This window comes from Dactylosporangium sp. NPDC049525 (assembly GCF_040676755.1).
Taxonomy (GTDB): domain Bacteria; phylum Actinomycetota; class Actinomycetes; order Mycobacteriales; family Micromonosporaceae; genus Dactylosporangium.
Genome location: NZ_JBFAPO010000022.1, coordinates 56,794 through 83,771, shown reverse-complemented (window position 1 = coordinate 83,771; position 26,978 = coordinate 56,794). Strand labels below are relative to the sequence as shown.

The 26,978-nt window shown below is 72.0% G+C and carries 20 protein-coding genes; 9 read left to right on the top strand and 11 right to left on the bottom strand.

Annotated features, from left to right (window positions below):
* Positions 1-71 precede the first annotated feature (71 nt).
* The 4 genes from AB0K00_RS28635 to AB0K00_RS28620 all read left to right on the top strand — a co-directional run bounded on the left by AB0K00_RS28635 (position 72) and on the right by AB0K00_RS28620 (position 4,666).
* Positions 72-938 carry a cytochrome c gene (locus AB0K00_RS28635; protein ID WP_363526020.1) on the top strand — a complete coding sequence of 289 codons (867 nt, stop codon included), beginning with the start codon at positions 72-74 and terminating at the stop codon, positions 936-938.
* A complete protein-coding gene (locus tag AB0K00_RS28630; RefSeq protein WP_363526017.1) occupies positions 935-2,029 on the top strand; it encodes a ubiquinol-cytochrome c reductase iron-sulfur subunit in 1,095 nt (364 codons plus the stop codon). The genes AB0K00_RS28635 and AB0K00_RS28630 overlap by 4 nt, the downstream gene beginning before the upstream one ends.
* On the top strand, positions 2,026-3,651 hold the full coding sequence (locus tag AB0K00_RS28625; protein ID WP_363526014.1) for a ubiquinol-cytochrome c reductase cytochrome b subunit: 1,626 nt from the start codon (positions 2,026-2,028) through the stop codon (positions 3,649-3,651). The genes AB0K00_RS28630 and AB0K00_RS28625 overlap by 4 nt, the downstream gene beginning before the upstream one ends.
* A gap of 298 nt (positions 3,652-3,949) precedes the next feature.
* Positions 3,950-4,666 (top strand): MBL fold metallo-hydrolase, encoded by a 717-nt coding sequence (locus tag AB0K00_RS28620; protein ID WP_363526011.1) that lies wholly within the window; start codon positions 3,950-3,952, stop codon positions 4,664-4,666.
* Positions 4,667-4,689: 23 nt separating this feature from the next.
* Here the strand turns inward: AB0K00_RS28620 and AB0K00_RS28615 are convergent, their stop codons facing one another.
* A complete protein-coding gene (locus AB0K00_RS28615; protein WP_363526009.1) occupies positions 4,690-5,523 on the bottom strand; it encodes an alpha/beta fold hydrolase in 834 nt (277 codons plus the stop codon).
* Between the two features lie 68 nt (positions 5,524-5,591).
* Between AB0K00_RS28615 and AB0K00_RS28610 the strand changes: the two genes are divergently transcribed.
* A complete protein-coding gene (locus tag AB0K00_RS28610) occupies positions 5,592-7,553 on the top strand; it encodes a S9 family peptidase (protein WP_363526006.1) in 1,962 nt (653 codons plus the stop codon).
* A gap of 43 nt (positions 7,554-7,596) precedes the next feature.
* Here the strand turns inward: AB0K00_RS28610 and AB0K00_RS28605 are convergent, their stop codons facing one another.
* The 7 genes from AB0K00_RS28605 to AB0K00_RS28575 all read right to left on the bottom strand — a co-directional run bounded on the left by AB0K00_RS28605 (position 7,597) and on the right by AB0K00_RS28575 (position 17,335).
* Complete coding sequence (locus AB0K00_RS28605) at positions 7,597-8,613, bottom strand: aspartate-semialdehyde dehydrogenase (RefSeq protein ID WP_363526004.1); 1,017 nt, start codon at positions 8,611-8,613, stop codon at positions 7,597-7,599.
* Positions 8,614-8,787: 174 nt separating this feature from the next.
* On the bottom strand, positions 8,788-9,075 hold the full coding sequence (locus AB0K00_RS28600) for an Lrp/AsnC ligand binding domain-containing protein (RefSeq protein WP_363526242.1): 288 nt from the start codon (positions 9,073-9,075) through the stop codon (positions 8,788-8,790).
* 48 nt (positions 9,076-9,123) lie between these two features.
* Positions 9,124-9,951: a sugar phosphate nucleotidyltransferase gene (locus tag AB0K00_RS28595; protein ID WP_363526001.1), complete on the bottom strand. Its 828-nt coding sequence runs from the start codon at positions 9,949-9,951 to the stop codon at positions 9,124-9,126.
* Positions 9,948-10,463, bottom strand: coding sequence for an NUDIX hydrolase (locus AB0K00_RS28590; protein ID WP_363525999.1), 516 nt, complete (start codon positions 10,461-10,463; stop codon positions 9,948-9,950). The genes AB0K00_RS28595 and AB0K00_RS28590 overlap by 4 nt, the downstream gene beginning before the upstream one ends.
* 18 nt (positions 10,464-10,481) lie before the next feature.
* Positions 10,482-12,272, bottom strand: coding sequence for an HD domain-containing protein (locus AB0K00_RS28585; protein ID WP_363526239.1), 1,791 nt, complete (start codon positions 12,270-12,272; stop codon positions 10,482-10,484).
* Between the two features lie 2,344 nt (positions 12,273-14,616).
* Positions 14,617-16,350: a DEDD exonuclease domain-containing protein gene (locus AB0K00_RS28580; RefSeq protein ID WP_363525996.1), complete on the bottom strand. Its 1,734-nt coding sequence runs from the start codon at positions 16,348-16,350 to the stop codon at positions 14,617-14,619.
* Positions 16,351-16,387: 37 nt separating this feature from the next.
* Positions 16,388-17,335, bottom strand: a complete 948-nt coding sequence (locus AB0K00_RS28575) for a GAF domain-containing protein (RefSeq protein WP_363525993.1) — start codon at positions 17,333-17,335, stop codon at positions 16,388-16,390.
* A gap of 176 nt (positions 17,336-17,511) precedes the next feature.
* Between AB0K00_RS28575 and AB0K00_RS28570 the strand changes: the two genes are divergently transcribed.
* The 4 genes from AB0K00_RS28570 to AB0K00_RS28555 all read left to right on the top strand — a co-directional run bounded on the left by AB0K00_RS28570 (position 17,512) and on the right by AB0K00_RS28555 (position 21,579).
* Positions 17,512-18,861: an NYN domain-containing protein gene (locus AB0K00_RS28570; protein ID WP_363526236.1), complete on the top strand. Its 1,350-nt coding sequence runs from the start codon at positions 17,512-17,514 to the stop codon at positions 18,859-18,861.
* A gap of 71 nt (positions 18,862-18,932) precedes the next feature.
* Positions 18,933-19,154 (top strand): hypothetical protein, encoded by a 222-nt coding sequence (locus AB0K00_RS28565; protein ID WP_363525991.1) that lies wholly within the window; start codon positions 18,933-18,935, stop codon positions 19,152-19,154.
* Positions 19,155-19,186: 32 nt separating this feature from the next.
* Entirely contained in the window at positions 19,187-20,443 is a 1,257-nt protein-coding gene (locus AB0K00_RS28560) for a M48 family metallopeptidase (RefSeq protein WP_363525988.1), read from the top strand.
* Positions 20,440-21,579 carry a glycosyltransferase family 4 protein gene (locus tag AB0K00_RS28555; protein WP_363525985.1) on the top strand — a complete coding sequence of 380 codons (1,140 nt, stop codon included), beginning with the start codon at positions 20,440-20,442 and terminating at the stop codon, positions 21,577-21,579. The genes AB0K00_RS28560 and AB0K00_RS28555 overlap by 4 nt, the downstream gene beginning before the upstream one ends.
* 1,219 nt (positions 21,580-22,798) lie before the next feature.
* Here AB0K00_RS28555 and AB0K00_RS28550 read toward each other — a convergent pair.
* The 3 genes from AB0K00_RS28550 to AB0K00_RS28540 form a co-directional block, all read right to left on the bottom strand.
* A complete protein-coding gene (locus tag AB0K00_RS28550; protein ID WP_033362529.1) occupies positions 22,799-23,467 on the bottom strand; it encodes a response regulator transcription factor in 669 nt (222 codons plus the stop codon).
* Positions 23,468-23,499: 32 nt separating this feature from the next.
* Positions 23,500-25,041, bottom strand: a complete 1,542-nt coding sequence (locus AB0K00_RS28545; protein ID WP_363526234.1) for a GAF domain-containing sensor histidine kinase — start codon at positions 25,039-25,041, stop codon at positions 23,500-23,502.
* Between the two features lie 93 nt (positions 25,042-25,134).
* Complete coding sequence (locus AB0K00_RS28540; RefSeq protein WP_363525982.1) at positions 25,135-26,919, bottom strand: long-chain fatty acid--CoA ligase; 1,785 nt, start codon at positions 26,917-26,919, stop codon at positions 25,135-25,137.
* Positions 26,920-26,978: the final 59 nt, after the last annotated feature.

The window sequence follows — 26,978 nt, the reverse complement described above, 5'->3', positions numbered from 1 at the left end:
CGGGCCGCGTCACACGCTCCCGGGACCACACTCTTCTCCACGACTTAGGTGATGATCACAAAGGTGAGGCCATGACTTCTGAGCAGAGCAAGCGGCCGCTTGCCCGGCTGGTGCCAGGTGGCGCGCGCGCGGCGAGAGGCAAGCTTCGCCGGCGGTTGTCGGCGGCTGTGCGCCTGGTCGCGGCGCTCACAATTGTCGGCGGCCTCTACTCCGCATACGCACCCGGCGTCGGCCGCGCCGAGGAGACCGTGAAGCTGTCCGACGCGGCGGCCAACGGCAAGGCGATCTACGAGGTCAGCTGCATCACCTGCCACGGCCGCAACGCCCAGGGCGTGGAGAACCGGGGACCGAGCCTCATCGGTGTCGGCTCCGCCGCCGTCGAGTTCCAGGTCAACACCGGCCGCATGCCCCTGGCCCGCCAGGAGGCGCAGGCCGAGCGCAAGCAGCCGCAGTTCAACCCGGAGCAGGCCGCCGAGCTCGGCGCCTACATCCAGGAGCTGGGTGGCGGCCCGCAGCTGCCGACCGCGGAGAGCCTCGACGAGCAGGTCAAGCAGGCCCAGGGCAACGACAAGATCCTCGCCCACGGCGGCGAGCTGTACCGGGTCAACTGCTCCTCGTGCCACGCGTTCTCCACCGGTGGCGGCGCGCTGTCCTCGGGCAAGTTCGCCCCGTCGCTGCAGCACTCGACCAACCGCGACATCTACGCGGCGATGCTGACCGGCCCCCAGAACATGCCGGTGTTCGGCAACAACCAGTTGAGCCCGGATGACAAGGCCGCGATCATCGCCTACATCCAGAACCTCAACAAGAACCAGGCGAGCGACCCGGGCGGCTGGAGCCTCGGCAGGTACGGTCCGGTCCCCGAAGGCCTCGTCATCTTCCTCGTCGGTATCGCGGCGCTCGTGTTCGCCACGCTGTGGATTGCAGGGAAGTCATGACCACCCACCACCCGTCCGACGACGAGTTCGACGCCAGCGACGCGTCCTTGACCAGGTTCGACCTGGTCAAGGAGGGCGCCCGCCGGGACGGCGTGCAGATCGTGCACTACGCGCCGCGGTTCCCCGTCCCGGGCACCCGCGCGGAGCGCCGCATCGAGCGCGTCCTGGCGCTGCTGTTCCTGCTCACCGGCCTGACGTCGACCGCGTTCGTGGTCGCCTACATCGCCTGGCCGTGGAAGTACGGCGAGGGTGACTCGACGTACCGCTCGCTCTACCCGTTCTACACGCCGGTCCTCGGCCTGACCCTCGGCCTGGCCCTGCTGACCCTGGGCCTGGGCATCGTGGTGTGGAGCAAGAAGCTCCTGCCCGAGGAGGTCTCGATCCAGGAGCGGCACGACGGCCCGTCGGAGAGCACCGAGCAGGTGCTGACCGCGGCCACGATCCTCAACATGGGTGACGAGCTCGGCCTCAAGCGCCGGCGCTTCGTCGGCCTGGCGTTCCTCGCCGGTGCCGCGCCGCTCGGCGCGGTCGCCGGTGCCCTGCTCGTCGGCTCGCTGATCAAGGCGCCGACGCAGGACGGGGAGAACGTCTTCTTCACCACCGGCTGGGACCCCAAGAACAACGACGGCAAGCCGGTCCGGCTGACCCACGAGGACGGCACCCCGATCCGCCCCGCCGACGTCAGCGTCGGCGGCCAGATCACCGTCTTCCCCGGCATCCCGCACGGCGCCACCAACAAGTGGGCCGACTCGCCGACGCTGCTGATCCACCTCCGCGAGGAGGACGCCGAGGCGACGCTGGGCCACGCCAAGGAGATCAACAAGGGTTCGCAGTGGCAGAACTTCGTGGCCTACTCGAAGATCTGCACGCACGCCGGCTGCCCGGCAAGTCTCTATGAGCAGCAGACCAACCGCCTGCTGTGCCCCTGCCACCAGTCGCAGTTCCAGATCACGGACAACGCGCGGCCGATCTTCGGTCCAGCCAGTCGCGCCTTGCCGCAGCTGCCGATCACGGTGGACGATGAGGGATACTTCATCGCAACACAGGACTACAAGATTCCGGTTGGACCGGCCTTCTGGGAGCGGCCATGAAACGGCGCAAGATCGACGTCCGGGCCCTCCCGGCCAACTCCGCGAAGGCTCTGGACGAGCGGTTCCAGGCGGCCACCCCGCTGCGGCGGTTGATGAACAAGGTCTTCCCCGACCACTGGTCCTTCCTGCTGGGTGAGATCGCGCTCTACTCGTTCATCGTGCTGCTGCTCAGCGGCATCTTCCTGGCGCTGTTCTTCGACCCGTCGATGCGCGAGGTCGTCTACGACGGCAGCTACGCGCCCCTGCGCGGCGTGGAGATGTCCCAGGCGTACAACACCGCGCTGCACATCTCGTTCGACGTGCGCGGCGGCCTGTTCATGCGGCAGATGCACCACTGGGCCGCGCTGCTGTTCATGGCCGCGATCGTGGTCCACATGTTCCGGATCTTCTTCACCGGTGCGTTCCGCAAGCCCCGCGAGGCCAACTGGATCGTCGGCGTCCTGCTGTTCTGGATGGGCTTCCTCGAGGGCTTCGGCGGCTACTCGCTGCCCGACGACGCGCTGTCCGGCACGGGCCTGCGCATCGCGAGCGCGATCATGCTGTCCATCCCGATCGTCGGCACCTGGGTGACCACGTCGCTGTTCGGCGGCGAGTTCCCCGGCGAGGTCATCCTCGACCGCCTGTACATCGTCCACGTGCTGCTCGTCCCGGGTGCACTGCTCGGCCTCATCAGCGTGCACATGGGCCTGCTGGTGAAGCAGAAGCACACCCAGTGGCCCGGCCCCGGCCGGACCAACACCAACGTGGTCGGCGTGCGCATGTTCCCCGGCTTCGCGGCCAAGGCCGGCGGCTTCTTCATGATCGTGTTCGCGATGATCGCCGCGCTCGCGGGCCTCTTCCAGATCAACCCGATCTGGCAGTTCGGCCCCTACAAGGCGGCGGTCGTCTCGGCGGCGAGCCAGCCCGACTGGTATGTCATGTTCCTCGACGGCTCGACCCGCCTCTTCCCGGCGTGGGAGATCCGGTTCGACTTCTTCTACGGTGACGGCTACACCATCCCGCCGATCTTCTGGCCCACGGTGGTGCTACCAGGCATCCTGACGATGTTGCCGATCTTCTACCCGTTCATCGAGGCGCGGTTCACGAAGGACAAAGCGGTCCACAACCTCCTGGAACGCCCCCGTGACAACCCGCTGCGCACCGCGCTCGGGGCCATGGCCATCGCGTTCTACGTGGTCCTGCTGATCTCCGGCGGCAACGACGTCTTCGCGGACAAGTTCCACATCAGCCTCAACGCGATGACCTGGGCCGGCCGCATCGGCATCCTCGTCCTGCCGCCGCTGGCCTACTACGTGGCGTATCGCATCGCGCTCGGCCTGCAGCAGCACGACCGTGAGGTCCTCGTCCACGGCGTGGAGACCGGCATCATCCGCCGCCTCCCCGACGGCAAGTTCGTCGAGATCCACCAGCCGCTGCCCTCCGGCAACGGCCACGGCGCCGAAGACGGCCACCACGGCCTCGATTACGCCGGCTGGGTCGTGCCGAAGAAGATGAACCGCCTGGGTGCCCTGGCCCCGACGGTGAAGGGCTTCTTCTACCCGATCGAGAAGGCCGGCCCGGCCCCGAAGCCGCGCCAGCTCGAAGAGGACCGTGACCGCGAAGAGATCACCAGCGGCCACTGAACCACTTCGCGCGACGCCCCCGGCCCCACACGGGGCCGGGGGCGTCGCCGTTTTCCGGCTCCGCCGTTTTCCGGCTCCGCCGTCGCATGGGGCTCCGGTCCGTCGTGGGCGCGGCCGTCGCTCCCGTCAGCCACCGGTCGGCCGTGAACGGCCTCCCTGCCACCTCCGCGTGCAGTTGCGCAGCCACGGCCTCCGGCCGTGACCAACCCGCGGGCCGGACCGGTGTTCGGCTGGTGGCGGATCTGCTGAGGGCGAAGTGACCTGGAAGGCGGCCACCCGAGGTGCATAGGGTCCGGGGATGGACGTGGTCGAGTTGCTGCCCCGCCGCCTGTACCTGCTCGGGTTCCCCGTCGGGCACGCCTACCTGTGGTGCGGCCCCGACGGGCTGACCCTCGTCGACACCGGGCTGCCAGGGTCCGCGCCCCGCATCGCGGAGGCCGTCGAGGCGCTCGGCTACCAGCGCCGCGACCTGCGTCGCATCCTGCTGACCCACGCGCACGTCGACCACGTCGGCGCGGCCGCGGACCTCACCGGCTGGGGTGCCGTCACCGTGTCCGCGCACCGGGACGACGCCCAGGTCATCCGGGGTGAGGCCGACAACCCGCCGCCCGTCCTGGCGGGCTGGGAGCGGCAACTCTACGACCAGGTCCACGCCACCATGCCCGCCGGCCCGCCGCCCCCGGTGCGCGTCGACCGGGAACTGCGCGACGGCGACCTGATCGACCTCGGCGGTGGCGTGCAGGCCGTCGCCGTCGCGGTGCCGGGGCACACGCCGGGCAGCGTCGCGTTCCACCTGCCGGAGCAGCGGGTCCTGTTCACCGGCGACACGATCGCCCGCGCCCTGGACGGTACGGTCATGCTCGGCGTGTTCAACGCCGACCCGGTGCGGGCGGCCGGCGCGCTGCGGCGGCAGGCCGACCTCCGGCCGGCGATCGCCTGCTTCGGCCACGGCGCCCCGCTCACCGAGAACACGGCCGCCAGGCTGGCCGAGGCCGCCGCCGCCCTGCCGCACTGAGCAGGACCCGAGCCCTGAAACCGTCAGATGGTGGCGGCCCAGGCGGCGACGCGGCCGGCCAGGGGCGTGCCGTGGCGGGCCCAGGTGAAGTGGTCGATCGGCGAGCCCGCCTCCGCGGCGGTGTAGTGCTGGCGGACCACCGAAGCGGCGGACAGCTTCGCCGTCAGGTGGTCGACCGTCGGGGCGGGCGTGTACTGGTCGGTCTCCATGTCGACGGCGAGGACCGGCAGCCGCACCCCGGCGAGCGCGGCCTCCATGTCGACGCCGGCGAGGACGGGGTACCGGCCGGTCCGGGCGGTGTGCGCCCAGCCGCCGATCACGGCGCGGGACTGCCGGCCGCCGAAGCCCCAGCCCGGCCAGACGCCGAGCACGGCGGAGGTGACGGCGAGCGTCGAGGTGAACGCCAGGGTGCCGGGGGCCATGCGGCCGGGGTAGCACCGCCAGTACGGCACGCCGACCGCGAGCAGCGCGAGACCGTCGACGCCGGGGTCCAGGCCGACGGCGTGCCGGGCGGCGAGGTGCAGCGCGCAGACCTGACCGCCGAGGGAGTGCCCGACGAGCAGGGTGCGGCGGCCGGCCCGGCGGGGTTTGAGCGTGTCGAGGGCGGCCTCGACGTCGGCGGTGAGCTCGGCGAGGCCGTACCGGGAGGCCCGGGAGGGCCGCGGCGTGCTGTCGCCGGTGCCGCGCAGGTCGGCGACGACGACCTCGATGCCGGTGGCGTTGAGCGCGGCGGCGAAATGCCGGTAGTAGCGGGCCGGGACACCCATCGCGGGCCAGAACACGGCGAGGGTGGCGGCGTCATCCGCCGGATACGTGTGCAGCGCGAGGCGATCGGTGCCGCGATCCACGAACTCCATGGATTCGTAGGGTAGAGGTAGGAGGTTACTGGTGAGTAAGAAGTGTGACTCAGACTACTGTGCGGGGCGTGAAGCCAATCGATCTGTCCCAAATGCGCCTACCCGGCGCGCCTACGGTCAGCCCAGACGGCACGATCGCCGTCGTGGCGGTGAGCCGGCTCGAGTTCGCGGCCGACTCGTACACCTCCCAGCTCTGGCTCTTGAAGACCGATGGGAGCACCGCGCCGGTCCAGCTCACCCATGGATGGCATGACAGTGCCCCACGGATCTCGCCGGACGGGCGGTGGCTGGCGTTCCTGCGCGCGACGAAGGCGGCGGGGAGCCGGGCAGGCGGCGCGAAGGCCGAGCACGACGGCGCGCCGCAGCTGTGCGTCCTGCCCCTGGCGGGCGGCGAGCCGCGCCGCCTGACGGACCTGCCGCTCGGCGCTGGCACGCCCGCCTGGGCACCGGACAGCACCCGGCTGGCGTTCTCCGCGCGGGTACCGCAGGAGGGCCGCTACGGCACGGGCAAGACCGGGGACGGCGAGACGATCGGCGCGGACGGCGAGGCACCACGCCGGATCACCCGGTACTTCTACCGGGTCGACGGGGTCGGGTTCGTGCTGGACCGCCCGGCGCACCTGTTCGTGACCGACCTCGACGGCACGCCGACCCAGGTGACCCACGGCGAGCGCAGTCACGGCGACCCGGATTGGAGCCCCGACGGGCAGTCCCTGGCGTTCGTGTCCGAACAGCACGACACGTGGGGCGACGACATCGCCTCCGACGTGTGCGTCATGCCGGCCGGTGGCGGCGAGATCCGGGTGCTGACGGACACCACCTTCGGCGTCGGGCTGTGCCGGTGGGCGCCGGACGGCGGTTCGGTGCTCTTCACCGCCGGCCTGGCCGGTGAGGGCCGGCTCGACCCGGTGATCCGCAACGAGTCACTCTGGTCGGTGCCGCTCGCCGGCGGGCCGGCCACGCAGCTGCTCGACCCGGAGGCGTACACCCTCGCCGCGCCCGGCGGTGACATCGCGGCGACGGACCGCGGGGTGCTGTTCAGCAACGAGGACCGCGGCGCCGTCCAGCTGCTGCGGGTGCCCTACGACGGCGGTACCCCCGAGGTGCTGCTGGACGGCAAGCGGCAGGTGGCCGGGTTCGCAGCGGCCGGCGACACGCTCGTGGCGACCATCGCGGGAACGGCCGACTGGGGCGAGGTCTACGCCGGCGACGTCAAGCTCACCGACTTCTCGGCGGGCTTCCTCGCCGATGTCACGCCCCTCGAGCAGGTCGAGGTGCTCGGGACCGCGCCGGACGGCTACCCGGTGCACGGCTGGGTGGTCAAGCCCGCCGGCGACGGCCCGCACCCGGTGCTGCTCATGATCCACGGCGGGCCGTTCGCGCAGTACGGGTGGCGGCTCTTCGACGAGGCGCAGGTGTATGCCGGCGCGGGCTACGCGGTCGTCTACGGCAACCCGCGCGGCTCGTCCGGCTACGGCGAGGCGCACGGCCGGGCGATTCGTGGCAACGTCGGCGAGGTCTCCGCCGTCGACCTGATCGCCCTGCTGGACACGGCCCTCGCCGACAGCGGGCCCGGCGGGGACCTGGACGCCGACCGGGTGGGGGTGCTCGGCGGCTCGCACGGCGGGTTCATGACCACCTGGCTCGCCGCGATGCGCGGCGACCGCTTCAAGGCGGCGATCTCGGAGCGCGCGGTCAACGCGATCGACAGCTTCCAGGGCAGCTCCGACATCGGCTGGGTGTTCGCCGACTCGTTGTACGGCGCGGACGGCGGCTCGTTCGAGCAGCAGAGCCCGCTCACCTACGCCGGCAAGATCGAGATCCCGATGCTGATCATCCACTCGGAGCAGGACTGGCGCTGCCCGGTCGAGCAGGCGCAGCGGCTGTTCGTGGCGTTGCGGCGGCGGGGGACCCCGGCGGAGCTGCTGCTGTTCCCGGGGGAGGGGCACGAGCTGTCCCGTTCGGGACGGCCGTCGCACCGGGTCGCCAGGTTCGACGCGATCCTGGACTGGTTCGGCCGGCACCTCTGAGCCCTCCGGACGGGGGTGCGATGCACCCCCGTCCGCGAGGCGGCTACTTGACCAGGAGCTCGGCGATCTGGACGGCGTTGAGCGCGGCGCCCTTGCGCAGGTTGTCGTTGGACACGAACAGCGCCAGGCCGTGCTCCACGGTCTCGTCGACCCGGACCCGTCCGACGAAGCTCGGGTCGGCGCCGGCGGCCTGCAGCGGCGTCGGCACGTCGGTGACGACCACCCCCGGCGCGGCGGCCAGCAGCTCCAGGGCCCGCTCGACCGAGATGGCCCGCTCGAACCGGGCGTTGAGTTGCAGCGAGTGGCCGGTGAACACGGGCACCCGCACGCACGTGCCGGACACCTTCAGGCCCGGGATCTCGAGGATCTTGCGGCTCTCGTTGCGGAGCTTCTGCTCCTCGTCGGTCTCGAACGACCCGTCGTCGACGATCGAACCGGCGAGGGGCAGCACGTTGAACGCGATCGGCTGGCTGAACTGCTTCGGCGCGGGGAACTCCACGGCCGAGCCGTCGAACGCGAGGGCGGCCGCGCCGTCGGCGACCTTGCGGACCTGCTCGTCGAGCTCGGCGACGCCGTTGAGCCCGGCCCCGGACACCGCCTGGTAGGTGGCGGCGACCAGCGCGACCAGGCCGGCCTCGTCGTGCAGCGGGCGCAGCACCGGCATCGCGGCCATCGTGGTGCAGTTGGGGTTGGCGATGATGCCCTTGGGCCGGTCCGCGATCGCGTGCGGGTTGACCTCGGCGACGACGAGCGGCACCTCGGGGTCCATCCGCCAGGCGGAGGAGTTGTCGATGACGACGGCACCGGCGGCGGCCACCTTCGGCGCCAGCTCCTTGGACGTGCCCTTGCCGGCGGAGAACAGCACGATGTCCAGGCCGGAGTAGTCGGCGGTCGCCGCGTCCTCCACCGTGATCTGCTGGTCCTGCCAGTCGATGGGCCGGCCCGCGGAGCGGGCGGACGCGAACAGGCGCAACTGGGTAACCGGGAACTGACGCTCGGCCAGAATGGCGCGCATGACGCTGCCCACCTGACCCGTGGCTCCGACGATGCCGATCCTCATGGGCGTCGAGATTACCGGGTCAGGAGCGCGGGTTCGCTGCGATTTGCCGCACTCCCGACGCTCGTACCGCCCCTTTAGCAGGCAAAACGGGGGCTTCTTGCGGCCGGTCCCCGGTGCGGGCGGACGGCTTACGGCCGCCCCCCGGGAAATATGCCGGAAATTCGCGGGCCCGGATCAGTCCGTGTCGGGCAGGCCGATCGCGAACGCCTCTTCCAGGTCGTGCTGCGAGTAGGCGCGAAACGCGATGTGCGTGTCGGTGTCGACCACGCCCGGCACCTTCGAGATGCCGCCGGCGATGACCTCGGCGATCTCCTCGTACTGCCGGACGCGGACCATCGCGATCAGGTCGACGTTGCCGGCGACGGAGTAGACCTCGCTGACCCCGGGGAGGTTGGCGATGTTCTCGGCCACCTCGGGAATCGAGTCGGTCGCGCAGTCGATGAGGACGATCGCGGTGATCACCTGCGGTGCTCCTTCCGGCAGCGGATCCAGCATGTGGACACCGTCATGCTAATCGGCCGCGACGGTGAGCTCCCGCCCGACCCGGACCGCGTCGCACAGCACCTCGCCCGCCCGCACCTCCGCGCCGGGCCACACCACCCCGCGGGTGACCTGCCCGGCGACGACGGCACCCCGGCCGATGACCGCCTGGTCCACCGGCCCGGTCACCACGGCGTCCTGCGCGATCAGGTTCCGGTGGTGTACGGCGTGCAGGTTGGCCCGCAGGTAGTCGCGCGGGGTGCCGGTGTCCAGGTAGGTGCCCCGGTATTCGACGACCTCGAGCCGGCCTTCGCGTTCGGCGGGCCGCCAGGTCGTGCGGACCAGGTCGGACGGGACCGCCTCCAGGCGCGCGACGAAGTCCCATGGCAGCAGGGAGAACCCGGCGAACCGGTGGCTGCCGAACTCCTTCGGCGGCCCGGGTACGCCGAGCATCCGCACCGTGGTGCCGTCCCAGCCATCGAGCAGTTCCGTCAGATCGGACATGTCTGTTGTATCCGTCGGCGCGAGGTACGCGTCGGCGTTGCCCACCAGGACGCCCCGGCCGTCGATCCAGTCCTTCAACAGGGCGACGCCTCCCGCCGTACCGAACGGATCGCCCGGTTCGACGGAGAGGTGCGCGCGGTCGCCGACGTGCGCGACCACCTGCTCCGCGAGGTAGCAGGCGTTGACGGCCAGGTCGGCGGGGCCGGTGAGGCCGAGCGTCGCGACCCTGGTCATGGCCCGGTCCAGCAGCGCCACGTTGCCGACCGGGCACAGCGCCTTCGGCAGGTGCTCGGTCAGCGGCCGCAGCCGGCGGCCCTCCCCGGCGGCGAGGATCACCGCGCAGACAGCGGTCATTTCGTCAGCACCTCGGGGTAGTCCTTGTACGGCCCGATCCCGTAGTGCGCGAGCAGCTGCGACGTCGACACCGTCAGCGGCGGCAGCGTGTCCAGGCGGTGCCAGGCGGCCTCGATGACCTCGGCGGCGTCGATGACGAAGTCGTCGGACGGCTCGACCTCGGCCTCGAACACCATGTCGACCCACTGGCCGCGGGTGTGCACGACGGCGTTCGGGTTCGCCGGCCGGAACCGCTCCACGGGCAGCTCGATCCCGGTCTCCTCGGCCAGCTCGCGGGCCGCGGTCTGCACCGGGCGCTCACCGCGGTCCATCAGCCCCGCCGGCAGCGACCAGCCGGCGCCGGGCGGCTGCCGCAGCAGCAGGATCCGGCTCGCCTCGGGGTCGCGCACCAGGATGACCGCGCCGATCGTGTACGTCGGCTGGAACGTCCGCACGATCCGGCGCTTCCAGCGGGCGGGGAGACGGTAGAACGTCCGGTACGCCACCATGCGCAGTTGTTGTTTTACCGCCATCTGCGAAAGGCTAGTGCCCTACCGGGGTGAGTGGTCGACCAGGGCGATCAACTCCTCGACCACCTCGTCCGCGGTGCGGCTGTGGTCGGCGACCGCGACAAGCAGCGTCTCCAGGTCCGGGTAGCCGAGCCTGGTCGCGAGGCGTACGAGCGGCAGGTCACTGGCCAGGCCGCGACCCTTGCCACGCAGCGCCAGCCCGATCGCGAGCCGGCCCAGGCGCACCTTGTTGGCGACCGTGATCGCGGGTGCCTCGTGCGCCTCGAACCACCGGCTGATGTGCAGCCGGGCGTGCGGCGTCTTCACGAACTCCAGCCACTCCGGCGACGGCCCCCGCGCCGGTGCGTCCGCGTCGAAGTCGAACTCGTCGCGCTGCCCCGTCCGCGTGATGATCTCGACCGTGTCGCCGTCGGCGAGCGGGGACGACACCGCGATCAGCCGTCCGTTGACCCTCGCGCCGATACATCGGTTGCCGACGTCCGCGCCGAGGATGTACGCCAGGTCGACCGGCGTCGCGTCCTGCGGCAGCAGCACCGGCCGCCCGCCGCCCTCGGCCAGGACCAGGATCTGGTCCTCGGCGAGGTCGCACCGCAGCGACGCGATGAACTGCGACGGGTCCGACGCCGCCGCCTCCCAGTCCAGCAGGCGCCGCAGCCAGTTGAGCTGCTCCGCCTTGCTTGCCGGGCCGAACCGCGCCGCCGTGTGCGGGTACCGGAAGTTCGCGACGATGCCGTACTCCGCGGCCTGGTGCATCTCCTCGGTGCGGATCAGCACTTCAAGGGAGCGACCCTCGGGCCCGAGCACCGTGGTGTGCAGCGACTTGTAGTTGTTGCCCTTGGGCGTGGCGATGAAGTCCTTGAACCGCCCGGGCACCGGCCGCCACTTGCCGTGCACCGCGCCCAGCGCCGCGTAGCAGTCCGTCTCCGGCCCCTCGACGATGATGACGACCCGCGGCATGTCGTGCGGGTCCTCGTAGTTGCCGTCGACGGTGTCCTTCCAGATCGAGTACAGGTGCCGCGGCCGCGGTGACACCTGCGCGTCGATGCCGAACTTCTTCAGGTCCGTCGTCACCGCCGCGATGACCCGCTCCAGGTACCCGTCCCAGCCGGTGCGCTGCCGCACGTACTCGTCGATCAGCGCATACCCGCCGGGGCTGACGGCCCGCAGCACCCAGTCCTCGAGCTCCCGCTTCAACGCCTGGATGCCGAGCCGCTCGCACAGCGGGATCAGCACCTCCCGCGTCGCCGTCGCGATCCGCACCTGCGACTTGATCGACCGGGCGTCGAGGGTACGCATGTTGTGCAGCCGGTCGGCCAGCTTGATGACGAGCACCCGCACGTCCCGCCCGGCCGCGACAATCATCTTGCGGATCGTCTCGGCCTCGGCGTCGGCGCCGTAGAACATCTTGTCGAACTTCGTCACGCCGTCGACGAGCAGCGCCACCTCGCCGCCGAAGTCCCGCTCCAGCGCACCGAGCGTGTAGTCCGTGTCCTCGACCGTGTCGTGCAACAACGACGCCACCAGGGTCGTCGTGTCCATCCCCAGGTCCGCGAGAATCTCGGTGACCTCGAGCGGGTGCGAGATGAACGCCTCGCCGCTCTTGCGCATCTGCCCGCGGTGCATCTGCTCGGCCGTCGCGTACGCCCGCCGCAACAACGCCACGTCACCAGTCGGATGGATCGTCCGGTGCGACCGCAGCACGTTGGCCATGGGGTCCTCGGTCGTCTGCCACGGCAGCATCGCCCGCAGCCGCGACCCGATGATCGCCGAGTACGTCGCCGTCGGGTCCCCGGGCACCGCCCCGCCCACCAGCGCCGAGTACGTCGGCGGCGGCGGCACCGCCGGCGAGTCCTCGGTCGGCGGCGCGGTGAGCCTCGCCCGCGGCGCCGCGAACCGGTCATCGACGGGTACGGCCCGCTTCACCGCCGCGCGCTCCGCGTCCTTGCCCGCTCCCCGCTTGCCCGTGCCCGGCGCGTCAACGGCGGCCCGGTCTACCGCTGGCGTGTCCGCGGTGGCCCGGTCGGTGCCGGGCTTGTCCGTGACGGGCCGGGTGGGGGTTGGCCGGTCGGTGCCGGTCCTGTCCGTGGTGGGTCGGGCCGCGCTGGGCCGGTCGGTTCCGGGCCGGTCCGTGGTGGGCCGGTCGGTTCCGGGCCGGTCGGTGGTGGGTCGGTCGGTGGTGGGTCGTTCGTTGCGGGGGCGTTCGCTGCCGGGCCGGTCCGCCGCGGGCCGCTCGCCTGCCTGCCGGTCACCGGCGGTCCGCTGGCCACCGGGTCCGGGCCGCGCCGCGGGCGGCCGAGCGCCGGCGGGCCGTTCGTTGGCCGGCCAGTCCCTGCGCGTTTCGCCCTGATCGTGCGGCGCCCGCTGGCTCTGCGGCGCCCGCTGCCCCTGCGCCGCCCAGTGCGCGGGTGTCTCCTGCTCGTCGCGCGGCACCCTGCGCTCCTGCGCCCCGGCCTCCCGCCGCGGCGGCCGCTGCCCAGGTGTCACCTCGCCCTGCCCCGAACCGCCACGCTCAGCCGGCCCGCGCTCAACCACCACACCGTCGGCCGGTATGTCGTCGCCCGTCGCGCCCCCGGTCGCCACATCCCCGGTCGTCACGCCCGCGGCCGCCATGCCTGCGGTCGTCATGCCTGCCGTCGTCGCGCCCCCGGTCGCCGCCGTCTCGGTCCCGACGGCCTCGGCCGCCGCTGCGGCGCCGCCCGCGGTGTGCTCCCGCACGGCCTGCCGAGCCGGCAGCTCTTGATGGCTCCCGTCGTCCTGCGGCATGCGCTGCCCGGGCGTCGCGTCGTTCGTCTGATCGTCCCGGGCGGCCTGCGCTGCCGGGTGGCCCTCCGCCGTTTGCGCTTCCACCCAGCCCAGCTGCGAACGGATCTCCCCGCCGCCAACCGCCTCGGCGGCCGTCACACCGCCGCGACCGAGATCGCCGCCACCCGGATCAGCCCGCTCGCGCTGGTCCGTCTCGCGCCGGTCCGTCTCGCGCGGATCTGATTCGTGGCCGCTGGGCTCGCTGCGGACTGCCTCATGCTGATCCGCGCCCCGCCTGCCAGGATCGGCCGACTCTTGGTTCTGGTCACCGTCCCGCGAACCCGCGCCGCCTACGCTGTCCTGCGCCGCGTTGCCCTGCGCCGCGCGATCCCCTGGACCCTGGCCGTAGGCGCTCCGGTCCTGGGTGTTCCGGTCTCCCGCGCCCCGATCCTGCGTCCCGGGATGCTGCGCGTCGCGATCCTGCGTGCCCTGGTCCTGCGACGCCCGGTCCCGTGGACCCTGGTCGTCGGCGCTCCGCTCCTGCGTGCTCCGGTCTCCCGGGCCGCGGTCCTGTGTGCCGCCGTCTCCCGCGCCATGGTCCTGTGCGCCGCGGTCCTGTGTGCCGCGTTCTCCCGGGCCATGATCCTGCGTGCCGCGGTCGTGCACGCTCCGGTCTTCCGGGCCGCGGTCCTGTGTGCCGCCGTCCTGTGCACCGCGGTCTCCCGCGCCGTGGTCCTGCGTGCCGCCGTCCTGTGTGCCCTGGTTCTGCGGGCCTCCGCCGTAGGCGCCGGACTCGTGGCCGCCGGAGTCGTGGCCGTCGGGCTCGTATGCGCCCGGGTCGGTGCGGCCGGGGTCGGACTGGTCCGCGGAGGACCTGTCCACATACGGCCGGTCCGCTCGTTGCCGCTCCTGCTGGACCCTGTCCCGAAGGTTGCGATCCGGGTGGCGGCGCTCGGCCGGGTGCCCGGGGCGCCGCCGCCGGGTCGGGGCCTCCGGCACGTTGATCGCGGCGGTCGGCAACCCTCGCGGCCCGAGCAGCACCTCGCCCACCGCGTCGAGGAGTTGATGGGCGTCCGTGCTGCCGGGCACGGGTGCCGGAGGCGTCGCGCCGCCGACCGTGAACCCCGTCGGCAACGTGTGCACAAAACCCGTTGGCTCGTTGGGCTTGCCCCCGGGCGTCAGTGGGTCCAACATGAACTCGCTGTGCGCGGACGCGGACCCGGAGTTGGTGCCGCCGCCGCCGGTGACCGTGGAGGGGCCAGCATCCAGGGGCGCGCCGGACTGATGCAGACCGGGCTCCATGCGGCACCTCCTCACCGACGGGCCGGGCGGGCCTGGGTTTGGGTAGGTTCCAGCCTAGTTTCCCTTGTGGCATCCGATCGGTCATTTGAGTATGTGCGATCGTCCGATGTGCTTACCCCTCCAAGTCGATCCGCACCGACGCGGCGGCCTCCGCGCGGGTGAGAAATGGGCGCCACCGACCGGCCCCCGTGGCCGGAGATGACCATCCCATATCGGCCTTGACCAGGCGTGTCTCCGGCCGCTCGAGCCACGCGAGGATCCGCTCGGTCTCCTCGGGCGTCGCGCGGGGCGTCGGCCCGTGTCCCGGCTGGACGGTCTCAGCTGTGGCGAGAACCACATCGAGCGTCGGCTGTGGATGCACTCTGGGGGGTGACACGCCCGCCGCGGCGAGGCGGCCGTGTCGCACCACCGCGAGCTCCCAGCCGCCCTTCGCGGATGGCCGGGCGGCGATCAGCTCGGGCAGGCTGGTCAGGGAGACGAGCCGCTGCATGCGGATCGCGGTGCGCAGGAACGCGATCAACCGGGTGCGGATCGTGGCCGCGTCCTCGAAACGCTCCGCGGCAGACAGCGCCTCGATGCGGGTCATGAGCCCGCGCACGACGGGGCCGGGATCGCCGGTCGTCGCGGTGCGGAACGGCTCGGCGGCGGCCGTCTCGTAGTCGCCGGGGGAGATGCTGTGCTCGCACGGCGCCGGGCAGCGGCCGAGTTCGGCGAGCGCGCACGCGGGGGTCTTCGTGCGCAGGGACAGCTTGTGGGTGCACTGCCGGATCGGCAGCGCGTCATAGATGCCGGCGGCGGCGAGCTCGGCGCCGCGGCGGGAGCCGAACGGGCCCAGATATGCCGCGCCGTCGGGCTGCACCTCGCGCACGACCGACAGCCGCGGATAGGCCTCCGCCGTGAGCTTGAGCCACATGACCCGCTCGGGGAACTTGGACCGGCGGTTGTAGGGCGGCTTGTGCGCGGCGATCAGCCGCAGCTCCCTGACCTCCGCCTCCAGGGAATGGGCACAGAGGATCGCCTCGACCCGCTCCGCCGCGTTGATCATCTCGTCGATCCGGGCGCGCTTCTCGGCGGCGGTGAAGTAGCTGCGGACCCGGGTCGCGATCGACGAACTGGTCCCGATGTAGAGGGGGCGGTCCTTGTGCCCGCGGAACACGTAGACCCCTGGCGCGTCGGGCAGCCCCTCGGCGAGGTGGCGTTTGCGTCGCTGGGACGGGCTGACCGCCTTGACGAACTCGATCGTCTCGCCGATGGTGTGCACCTTGTGGCTGCCCAGCCGGGCGATCAGGCCGTGCAGGACGTCGACGGTGGCGCGGGCGTCGTCGAGGGCGCGGTGGATCGGCTGGGTGCTCGCGTGGAAATGCCGGGCCAGGGTGGAGAGCTTGTTGTTGGGCACCTCGTCGGCGACCAGGGCCCGCCGGGCGATCGCCGCGGTGTCCAGGACGATCGGCTTCGGCCACGCATAGCCGTGCTTGGCGCAGGCGGCCTTGAGGAACCCGGTGTCATATGGCGCGTTGTGTGCCACGAGCACGGCACCGGCGGCGAACTCCAGGAACGCCGGCAGCACCGTGTCGATCGTCGGCGCCTCCACCAGCATCGACTCGGTGATGCCGGTGAGGACCGTGATGAACGCCGGCAGCCGCTCCTCGGGATTGACCAGCGTGCCGAACTCGCCCAGGACCTCGCCGCCGCGGACCTTGACCGCGCCGATCTCGGTGATGCCGCCGCCGTCCGGCGCGCCGCCGGTCGTCTCCAGGTCGACGACCACGAACGTCGACGCGAACAGCGTCGCCGCACGTGGGTCGTCGAACAGGGCATCGAGCGTTTCCTGGTGGTAGTCGGCCACGCGCGCACACTACGACCAGGGTGTGACAAAAAATCGCTCAGTGCGGCGGGAAACGCAGCTCGAACCGGACATCCGGCGAGCCGAGCGCGGCGTTGGTGCGCACCACGGTCGCGGCGTGGTTGCGCAGGATGTCCGCCACGGCCCGGGGGACCAGCTCGTCGGCCTCCCGCGTGCCGTCCAGGTCGGCCTGCCATTCGGGGGCGATCGACCCGCCGGCGTGGCTGATCTCCACCGTCGGCACCGGCGCGCCGAGCACGCGCACCGCGACCCGTCCACCTGCGGGAGCGACTTTCAGTGCCGAGAACACCACATAGTCCAGCGCTCTGGAGAGTCTGCCTGGATCCGCCTGTACCGACGCTGCATCCGTCACACCGAGCGTGATGGCGATGTTGCGGGCGTCTGCGATCGGCCGCAACTCGCGGATCCGGGCTTCGGTGAGGTACGTGAGATCGACCGACCTTGGTTCGGGCCTTCCGTCGAGGGCTGAGCCGACGACCAGATGGCGCAGTTCCAGCAGCTCGGTGACCTGCTTGGCGAGCGCGCGCAGCGCCCGCATCTGGTCGAGGTTGAGCCGGTGCGGTGCGTGGTCGACCACGCACAGGGTGCCCAGCGCCGCGCCCTCACTGGTCAGCAGGGGAGCGCCGGCGTAGAACCGGATGCCGTCCTCGGCCTGGACGAAAGGGTTGTCGGCGAACCTCGCGTCCTCGGTGGCGTCCGGCACGACCATCAGGTCGCGGCCCATGATCGCGTGGGCGCAGAACGCGACCTCGCGGGGCGTCTCGGTCGGGCCGTCCAGGCCGATCTTGGCCTTGAACCACTGTCGTTCGGTGTCGACCAGGGTCACCAGGGAGATCGGCGCGCCGCAGATCTCGGATGCGATCCGGACGATGTCGTCGAAATCGGTCTCCGGCGGAGTGTCGAGGACCGCCAGCCCCCGTAGCGTTGAGATCCGCTCCGCTTCGTTCTCAGGTACCGGCGGCTGCATTCGGTGCCTCCTCGTGGCGTACCCAATCGGGTGAAATAAGGATATGTCAGCTTTTAGCCTTTCGAGGGAACCCGGCAGTGCTGGAGACCATCCGGGGCGAATCTGGTCGACAATGCGACACTGGAGTGATGCCCGCGCACGACGTTCCCGACGACCTCGACGACGAGGCCGCGGTGATGTCTGCGCCCGGGGAGGTGGACCTGCCGGACTCCGACGGCGGGATCGAGCCGGTCCTGCCCGAGATCATCCGCCAGCGGGTCATCTCCCTCGCCGCCGGCGCCATGACCGGCCTGCCCCTCGACGAGCTGCCGATGCCGCTGCGACGGGTCGCGAAGTTCGCGCCGAACCGCCGCGCCCGCCTCGGCGGCCCGGTCATCGCGATGCAGCTGTCGGGCGACCCGCTGCTGCGGCAGCGTCTCGCGACCAGGGTGGTCAACGACGCCGGTGACCTGGGCGCCTCCATCCTGGAAGGGCTCGCGCCGCCGGCCGCCGACCCCGTCGAGGTCGCCGCGCTGGCCTATCTCGCCCGGCCCGACGGCTGGCGTGACCTGGTCGAGCGGGCCACCGACACGGTCCGCGCCGAAGCGCAGGGCGCCGCCGCGTCCGAGCGCATCCGCGACGTCGAGCAGCGCCTCGCCCGCGCCGAGCACGACCGCGCCGTCGCCCGGGTCGAGGCCGACAAGCTCCGCGACGAGCTGGCCAGGCTCCGCGACGAGACGTCCGGCCTGCGCGAGGAGGTCCGCTCGCTGGGCAAGGCGCTGCGGGAGAGCCACGCCAAGGAGCGCAAGGCGATCGAGATGCTCGCCAGCGAGAAGGGCCGCGCCACCCGGGCCACCGCCGACCACGACGCCGAGCTGCGTCGCATGCGTGCCAAGCTCGCCGAGGCGGAGACCGCGGCCGGCGCCCAGCGGCAGAGCGCCAAGGACGCCCGCGCCGTCGACGACGCCCGGCTGTGGCTGCTGCTGGAGACGATCGGGCAGGCCGCCGTGGGGCTGCGCCGCGAGCTGGCCCTCGACCCCACGGACCGGCTGCCGGCGGACTTCGTCGCCGACCACGACGCCGACCGGCCGGAGAACGCCAACGGCGCCGGGTCGGCCCGGGCCCTGGACGCCGACGACCCGGCCCGGCTCGACCAGCTGCTGAGCCTGCCGAAGGCACACATGATCGTCGACGGGTACAACGTCACCAAGAAGGGCTACGGGGAGCTCTCCCTCGAACAGCAGCGCAACCGCCTGGTCGCCGGGGTCGGCGGCCTGGTCGCGCAGACCCGGGCCGAGGTCACCGTCGTGTTCGACGGCGCCGAGCGGGTCGTCGGGCTGCCACCCGCACCGCGCGGCGTCCGGGTGCTGTTCTCGAAGAAGGGCGAGACCGCCGACGAGCTGATCCGGCGCCTGGTCAGGGCGGAGCCCGCCGGCCGGCCGATCGTGGTGATCTCCTCCGACAAGGAGGTCATCGACGGCGTCCGCCGCCACGGTGCGTATCCGCTGGGCAACGACACCCTGCTGCGCCGCCTGTCACGCTCCTGACCTGCGCAAACGCATTTTTGTCGTACCCCCCGCTTACCGTGGAGCTACGGACGGTCAACGGAGGAGGAGCGATGCTCGTCGACTGCGAGACCTGCTCAGTGCGCGGCACCGCCTGCGGCGGTTGCGTGGTGACCCTGCTGCTGGACACCCCACCCGCGCTGCACCAGCTCGGCGCGGCCGAGGTCCGCGCGATCGAGGTGTTCGAGCGCGCCGGGTTCGAGGTCACCGTGCTCGACCCGACGCACGTCGAGGCGGCGGCACCACGCCGGCCCGGGCGGCACCGCGCCGCATAAGCTTGCGGAGTTTCTCACCAGGGAGGTGCGGCGTGACCCCTCGAGCATGGGCGGCGATCACCCTTGCGGTGCTGCTCGTCGCGGTCGTGGTGGTCGCGGTGCTGCGGGTGCCCTGGTCGGCGCCGCCGGCCCCGCGCAGCGACCAGCTCGCCGCGCTCGACACGCTGCCCGCCGACGCGGTCGCCCGGGGCCGGGCGTTCCACGCGGCGCTGCGCCCCGGCACCTACCTATCCCTCGCACTGGGCCTGCTCGTCGCGGTCCTGCTCGGGCTGACCCCGGCCGGCGCGTGGATCGTCGAGCAGGCGGGCCGCCCGTTCGGCGGCCACTGGCTGGCCCGTGCGCTGCTCGGCGGCCTCGCGGTCGTCCTCATCGGCGAGGTCGTGGCCCTGCCGCTCGCCGCCTGGCGCCAGTCCATTCTCAGACGCTATGGGCTCTCGACCCAGGACTGGTCCGGCTGGACCGTCGACATGCTCAAGGGCTACGCCGTCGGCGCCGTGATCGGCGCGGTCGTGCTCGTCGGCTTCTTCACCGTCACGCACTTCGCGCCGCGTTGGTGGTGGGCGTGGGGAGCGGTCGGGGCGGCCCTGCTCACGGTGCTGCTGTCGTTCATCTTCCCGGTCCTGGTCGAGCCGGTCTTCAACAAGTTCACCCCGATGCCCGCCGGCGAGCAGCGGACCCGGCTCATGGCCCTCGCCGAGCGTGACGGCGTCCCCGTCCGTGACGTGCTCGTCGCCGACGCGTCCCGGCGCACCCGCGCCGTCAACGCGTATGTGTCCGGCCTCGGCCCGACCCGCCGCATCGTCGTCTACGACACGCTGCTCGAAAAGGCCCCGCCGGAGGAGGTCGAGTCGGTCGTCGCGCATGAGCTCGGCCACGCCAAGGACGGCGACGTGTTCACCGGCACCCTGCTCGGGGCGTTCGGCGCGGCCGCCGCCGTGTGCGCCCTCTATCTGCTCGGCTCGTGGGGTGCCCTGCTGCGCCGCGCGGGCGTCGACGCGATCGGCGAGCCCCGCGCGGTCGCGCTGCTGATCGCCGTCGCCACCGTGGCGGGTCTGCTCGCCGGCCCGGCGCAGGCGTTCGTGTCGCGGCGCGTCGAGGCCCGCGCCGACCGGCACGCCCTGCAGCTCACCGACGACCCGGCCGGGTTCGAGGCCATGCAGGGCCGGCTCGCCCTGGTCAACCTCGGCGACCCGGACCCCAACCCGGTCGAGCAGTTCCTGTTCGGGTCCCATCCGACCGCTGTCGAGCGGATGGCGGAGGCGCGGGCCTGGGCGCGGGGCGAGCGATGACCACGCTGCTGGTCACCAACGACTTCCCGCCCCGCCCCGGCGGCATCCAGCAGTTCGTGCACAACCTCGCCGTGCGCCAGCCCGCCGGCTCGGTCGTCGTCTATGCATCGACGTTCCGCGACGCGGAGAAGTTCGACGCGGAGCAGCCCTTCGAAGTGGTACGGGAACCGACCGGCATGCTCCTACCCACCCCCGGCGTCGCCCGGCGCGCCGCCGAGCTGGCCCGCGCCCACGGCTGCGACAGCGTCTGGTTCGGCGCCGCCGCCCCGCTCGGCCTGCTCGCCGACGGTCTGCGCCGCCGCGCCGGGGTCGAGCGGGTCGTCGCCCTCACCCACGGCCACGAGGTCGGCTGGGCCGCGCTGCCCGGCGCCCGGACGCTGCTGCGGCGCATCGGCCGTGGCGCCGACGTCGTCACCTACCTCGGTGAATACACCCGCAGCCGGCTTGCCCGCGTCCTCGACGGGCACACCTCCCTGCAGCGCCTCGCCCCCGGCGTCGACATCGACGCGTATTCACCACAGGTCGACCGGCACCTCGTCCGCGCCCGCCACCACCTCACCGACCGCCCGGTGATCGTGTGCGTGTCCCGCCTCGTGCCCCGCAAGGGCCAGGACGTGCTGATCAGGGCGTTGCCGCTGATCCGACGCGCGGTCCCCGACGCCGGCCTGCTGATGGTGAGCGGCGGGCCGTACCGTGCCGCTCTCGAACGCCTCGCCCGCGAGGCCGGCGTCGAACGCGACGTCGTGTTCACCGGCTCCGTCTCCTGGGCCGAGCTGCCCGCCCACTACGCCGCCGGTGACGTCTTCGCCATGCCGTGCCGCACCCGCCGCCGCGGCCTCGACGTCGAGGGCCTCGGCATCGTGTATCTCGAAGCCTCCGCCACCGGCCTGCCCGTCGTCGCCGGCGACTCGGGTGGCGCCCCTGACGCGGTCCGCGAGGGCGAGACCGGTTTTGTCGTCCCAGGCCGCGACGTGGCCGCCGTCGCCGACCGCATCACGACTCTGCTGCTCGACCGCGCCCTCGCCGCGCGGATGGGGGCGGCCGGCCGCGCCTGGGTCGAGTCCGACTGGCGCTGGGAGACCCAGGCGGACCGCCTCCGCGCCCTGCTCACCACAACTCCGGAGCGCACCCCCTGACCGCCCCACCCAGCGCGATGCCCCGACCCGCCTTACGCTCCGACCGGTGTGTTGAGGCACGCGCCACGCTCCGCTCGACGTTCTGGCTGGCGTGAGGTTCCGACCCGCCCGACGTTCTGGCTGGCGTGAGGTTCCGACCCGCCCGGCGTTCCGGTCGGCGTGACGTTCCGTCCGATGTTCCGGCCGGGCGTGATGTTCCGCCCGATGTTCCGGCCGGGGCGTGACGTTCCGACCAGCGCTGCCTTCGACACCCTGGGCTATCGACTCGCTTGGTCTTCGACCCGCCTGACTATCGACGCCGCTTGGTTTCCGGCGGGGCCGCGGCTCGCAATAGCTGGCGAGCTGTATGTAGTTGCGGCGAGCAGGCCAGCCCTGTCCGGGCGGCCGGTGGTCGTTCGCGGTGGGACCTTGCTCTACAGGCGTGTGGTCATGGGGGTCGCCCCGGTGGATCGCTGACGCTTGGGAGCCGGTTGCGAGTCGACGGCTCGCGGGCGCGGTCGCCGAGCCCACGCTCCCGACCGCGCCGGCGCCCGCATAGGCGGTGTGCGACCTACCGCGCTCCCGAAGACCATATCGCGGGCAGATCGCACACCGTCGATCTCACAAAAGCCGCAAAGCCGGATATCGACCAACGCCTGCCCCAGCCGGGTCCGTGGCCGGCGGCGTTGGGCAGCGCCGGGGTTGACCGGCCGTCGACTCCCAGTTGAGCACTGGTGCCATGAAGCGGTCGCGTCCACGGAGGCCGCGGGGCGGTTGTTCCGACAACCCGAAGGATCCGCGGGGTCAGAGCACCGCGGATCCTTCGGGTTGTTCGGCGGACTGCTGGTCGCGGGTGGAGTGGTTCGGGCTCAACGACCCGAGCACCACCGTTGCCGGACTCGTCGGCCGCCCGGCCGCTCGACCGCCGCGGCGCACCGCCGATGGAGCAAGAGCCACAAACCCGTGCGTCGGTCACCGGCAAATCCGCAGCACCACGGAAGTGCCGCCGCGACCATCGCACCCGGAACCACAGCACCAGAACGATTCGCGCGCAAGCACCCGACCGAGGGAATAGCCAACCAGCCGACGGGGGAACATTTCCCGATATTTCCGGGGCGGCGCGACCGGGGTCAATGCCGCGCGCAGTGCCACCGGGCAGGCTGCGGAGTGGAGAAACGACAGGCTGGCCGTTCTGGGGGTTGGGGGCAGATCGGCCAGCGCCTATCAGAAAAACGGAGGGTCAGAACTTCGGGGCGTCGGGCGCTTCGAGGAGGCCGAGGCGCAGTGCGGTCATGAGGGCCTGGGCGCGGTTTGCGGCGCCGAGCTTCTCGTACAGCTTCGAGATGTGCGTCTTCGCGGTGGACTCGGAGACGAACAATTGCTTGGCGATGCCGGCGACGCTCATGCCGTCGGCGAGCAGGCGCAGCACCTGTCCCTCGCGGGGGGACAGCTGCGGTCCGCTGGGGGCGAGCCGGCGCTTCATCGCCTCGGCCAGGTCGGCCGCGGTGAACGCCGAAGGGGCCGAGGCCGCGTGGCGGGCCGCCGCGACGACCTCGTCGGCGGGGGCGGTCTTCGGCACGAACGCGGACGCGCCGGCCTCGAGCGCGCCGAAGAGCTGGTCGTCGCCCGCATACATGGTCAGCACGACGATGCCCATGGTGTTGCTGGTCTTGCGCAGGGCCCTGGTCGCCTCCAGGCCGCTGCCGTCGGGGAGGCGCAGGTCCATGATGACCACGTCGGGCTGGAGCGCGCCGGCCTGCCGGATCGCCTCGGCGGCCGTCGCGGCCTCGCCCACCACCTCGAACTGGCGGTCACGCTCGAAGGCGTGCCGCAGGCCTCTGCGGATGAGATCGTGGTCGTCGACGAGCAGAACTTTGGTGCGTGTCGTCGGCGTCGCGGTAGTCGACATTCCCGGTGCTCTCTCCCTCTGGTGCCTTCACGCTACCGCGCACGCGGTGCGGTTCCGAGCACAACCGCCACTGTTGTCCCATTCGGCACGCGCGGTGTGATCTCTAACCGGCCTCGGATACGTTCCGCTCTCTCGGCCATGATCGCAAGACCATAGCGTCCGTCAGGGCGGTTCTCACCTATGCCGCTTCCATCGTCGGAGATTTCTACCTGTGCGAACGGTGGATCGACCGCGCACGTTACCCAAAGATTCTCCGCGCCGGCGTGTTTCCGCGCGTTCGTGATGGCTTCCTGGGCAATGCGCAGCAGTTCGGCCTCGACCGCGGCGGGCAGTCGGGCGGTGGTTTCGTCGAGGGACAGGTGCACGCGCAGGCCGGCGGAGGCGCCGACGGTGCGGGCGTAGTCGGCGATCGCGGCGGTGAGCCCGCCGTACCGGTCGACCTCGCTGCGCAGCTCGAACAGCGACAGCCGCAGCTCGGTGATGACGCGCGTGACCTCGGCGCGCAGGATGCGCAGCTCCTCCTCGGCGGCGGTGGCGTCGGGCAGCGCGGCGACCGCGTTGTCGATGCCGTAGCCGACCATGACGAGCTCCTGGGCGACACCGTCGTGGATCTCGCGGGCGAGCCGCTGCCGCTCCTCGGTGGTGGCGAGGGAGCGGACCTCGTCGAACAGCAGCGCCGCCTCCAGGCGCAGCGCGGCGGCGCCGGTCAGGCCGGTCACCCGGGCGAGGACCGGCGGCGGGTACGCCCCGGCGCTGTCACTCTCCAGCACGATCAGCCCGACGGTGCGTACCCCGGCGATGAGCGGGACGACCATCGAGGAGATGTCGCGGCTCGGCGCGACCGACCGGGCCTGCGAGCGGCCGGACACGACCGGCTGCTGGGTGGCCCACGCGTCGGCGACGGAGCTCTCGGTGTCCAGGGCGGTCTCCCAGTCGAGGCGCTCCACACCGGCCTGGGCGAGCACGACGAGCCGGCCGCCGCCGCTGCCGGACAGCACGGCGCCGCGCGAGGACGGGACCATGGCCCGGACCTCGTCGAGGAGGTGCTCGGCGAGGCCACCGGGGTCGAGGGTGGCGCCGGGCAGCTGCCGGGCGACGCTGCGCAGCTGGGTGAGCAGGCGGGTCGCCTCGACGTACGGCTGGGGCGTCTCGTCGGTGCGCCGTGCCAGCAGCGCCCGCTGCACGATCGCGGCCTGGTAGGCGCCGGCTCCGGCGATCACGAGCCACTGCAGGCAGGTGCCCAGATAGTCGCGGTCGGCGAGGATCCCTTCGGCGGCCCCGCCGGCGGCCAGGACGGCGGCGGCACCCGCCAGCAGCAGGAACGCGGCCCGCAGGCGGGAGGCGAGCACCGTCCCGATGACGGGCACCGGCAGGTAGACGAGGAAGTTGTCGTCGGTCGTCGAGGCGGCGAGCGCGACGACGAGCACCTCGGCGGCCCGGCCGAGCTGCGCGACCCGGTGCGCGGGCGGCGCGACCGTGGCGACCGCCACCGCGAGCAGCAGCAGGGCGAGCCACAGCAGCTCGTCCTGGTGGGGGCCGTCGATGAGCAGGAGTGTCGCGACCAGCGCGAGCATCAGGACACGAACCGCGATCACGGCGCCCCGGGGGCGGTCGCCCAGCACCGTCAGCTCGGTCAACGAATGTTCTCCCTACCGTAGGTGACAGCGTCAGCGATCGTAGATGGCGGCGATGTCGCCGGCATACTCCTTCAGGACCACGTTCCGCTTCACCTTCAACGACGGAGTGAGCGTTCCGGTCGCTTCGGTGAAGTCCTGCGGCAGGATCCGGAACACCTTGATCGCCTCGGCCTTCGACACGGCGGTGTTGGCGTCGTCGATCGCGGTCTGAATCTCGGCGCGCAGCTCGGCGTCGTCGACGAGCGCGGCGGCGTCGGCGGGCTTGCCACGCGCCGCGGCCCAGGCCGGCAGGGCGTCGGGGTCGATGGTGACCAGCGCGGCGATGAACGGCTGCCGGTCCCCGACCACCATGCACTGGCTGACGAGGGGGTGGGCGCGGACCCGGTCCTCGAGCACGGCCGGCGCCACGTTCTTGCCGCCGGCGGTGACGATGAGCTCCTTCTTACGGCCGGTGATGCGCAGATACCCGTCGTCGTCGAGCTCGCCGATGTCGCCGGTGTGGAACCAGCCGTCGCCGTCGATCGCCTCGGCGGTGGCGGCGGGGTTGTTCCAGTATCCCTTGAAGACGATGTCGCCCTGCACGAGGATCTCGCCGTCGTCGTCGATGCGGATCGTGACGCCGGGCAGCGGGCGGCCGACGGTGCCCATCCGGGCGCCGGTGTCGCGGTTGGCGTTGGTCGCGGGGGAGGTCTCGGTCAGCCCGTAGCCCTCGAAGATGGTGACGCCGATGCCGCGGTAGAAGTGCGCGAGCCGCTCGCCGAGGGGCGCGCCGCCGGAGATCGCCCGGGAGCATTGCCCGCCGAGCGCGGCCCGCAGCTTGCCATAGACGAGCCGGTCGAACAGCGCGTGCTGCGCGCGCAGCAGCGGGCCGGGCCGCTCCGCCGACGACCAGGCGATCGCCACCTGCTCCGCCCGGTCGAAGATCGCGCCCTTGCCGTCGGCGTGCGCGCGCTGCTTCGCCGTGTTGTACACCTTCTCGAACACCCGCGGCACCGACAGCACGAACGTCGGCTTGAAGCTCTGCAGCGTCGCGGCGAGGTTCTTCGTGTCGGCGGTGTGCCCCATCGTGGCCCTGGCCTGCACCACGCCGATCTGGATCAGCCGGGCGAAGGAGTGCGCGAGGGGCAGGAACAGCAGCGTGCGGGCGCCCTGGTGGAACAGCGACTGCAGCTCGGGGATCGCGTTGACGATGTCGGACAGCATGTTGCGGTGCGTGATCATGCAGCCCTTGGGGCGGCCGGTCGTGCCGCTGGTGTAGATGATCGTGGCGAGGTCGTCGGCCTTCGTCTCGGCGCGGCGGCGCTCCACGTCCTCAAGGGGGACCGCGGCGCCGTCGGCGCCGAGCACGTCCACCGCGCCGGGCGCGCCGTCGATCTGCCACACGTGCGCGACGGCCGGCAGCCGGTCGCGGATCGCCGCGACCGTGTCGCGGTGCGGGTCGGTCTCGACGAAGCAGGCGACCGCGCCGGAGTCCTCGAGGATCCAGGCGACCTGCTCCGGGCTGGACGTCTCGTAGACCGGCACGGTGACCGCGCCGATGGACCAGATCGCGTAGTCGATCAGGGTCCACTCGTAGCGCGTCTTGCTCATCAGCGCGACCCGCTCGCCCGGCTCGATCCCGGCCGCGAGGAGCCCACGCGCGAGGGTCACGACCTGGTCGTGGAACTGTCCGCAGGTGACGTCCTGCCACATGTCGCCGACCTGGCGCTGGAACTGCACCGCGTCCGGCGCCGTGACCGCGTTGTCCCACACTGGGTCGGTCAGCGTGGCGTGATCGCCGACGGTGACCGCTGGGGGCACGGTGAACTCGCGCACGTAGGACTCCTTCTTTCCAACCCTTATTCGGGAACCTACCCTGCCGACGGATCGCCAGG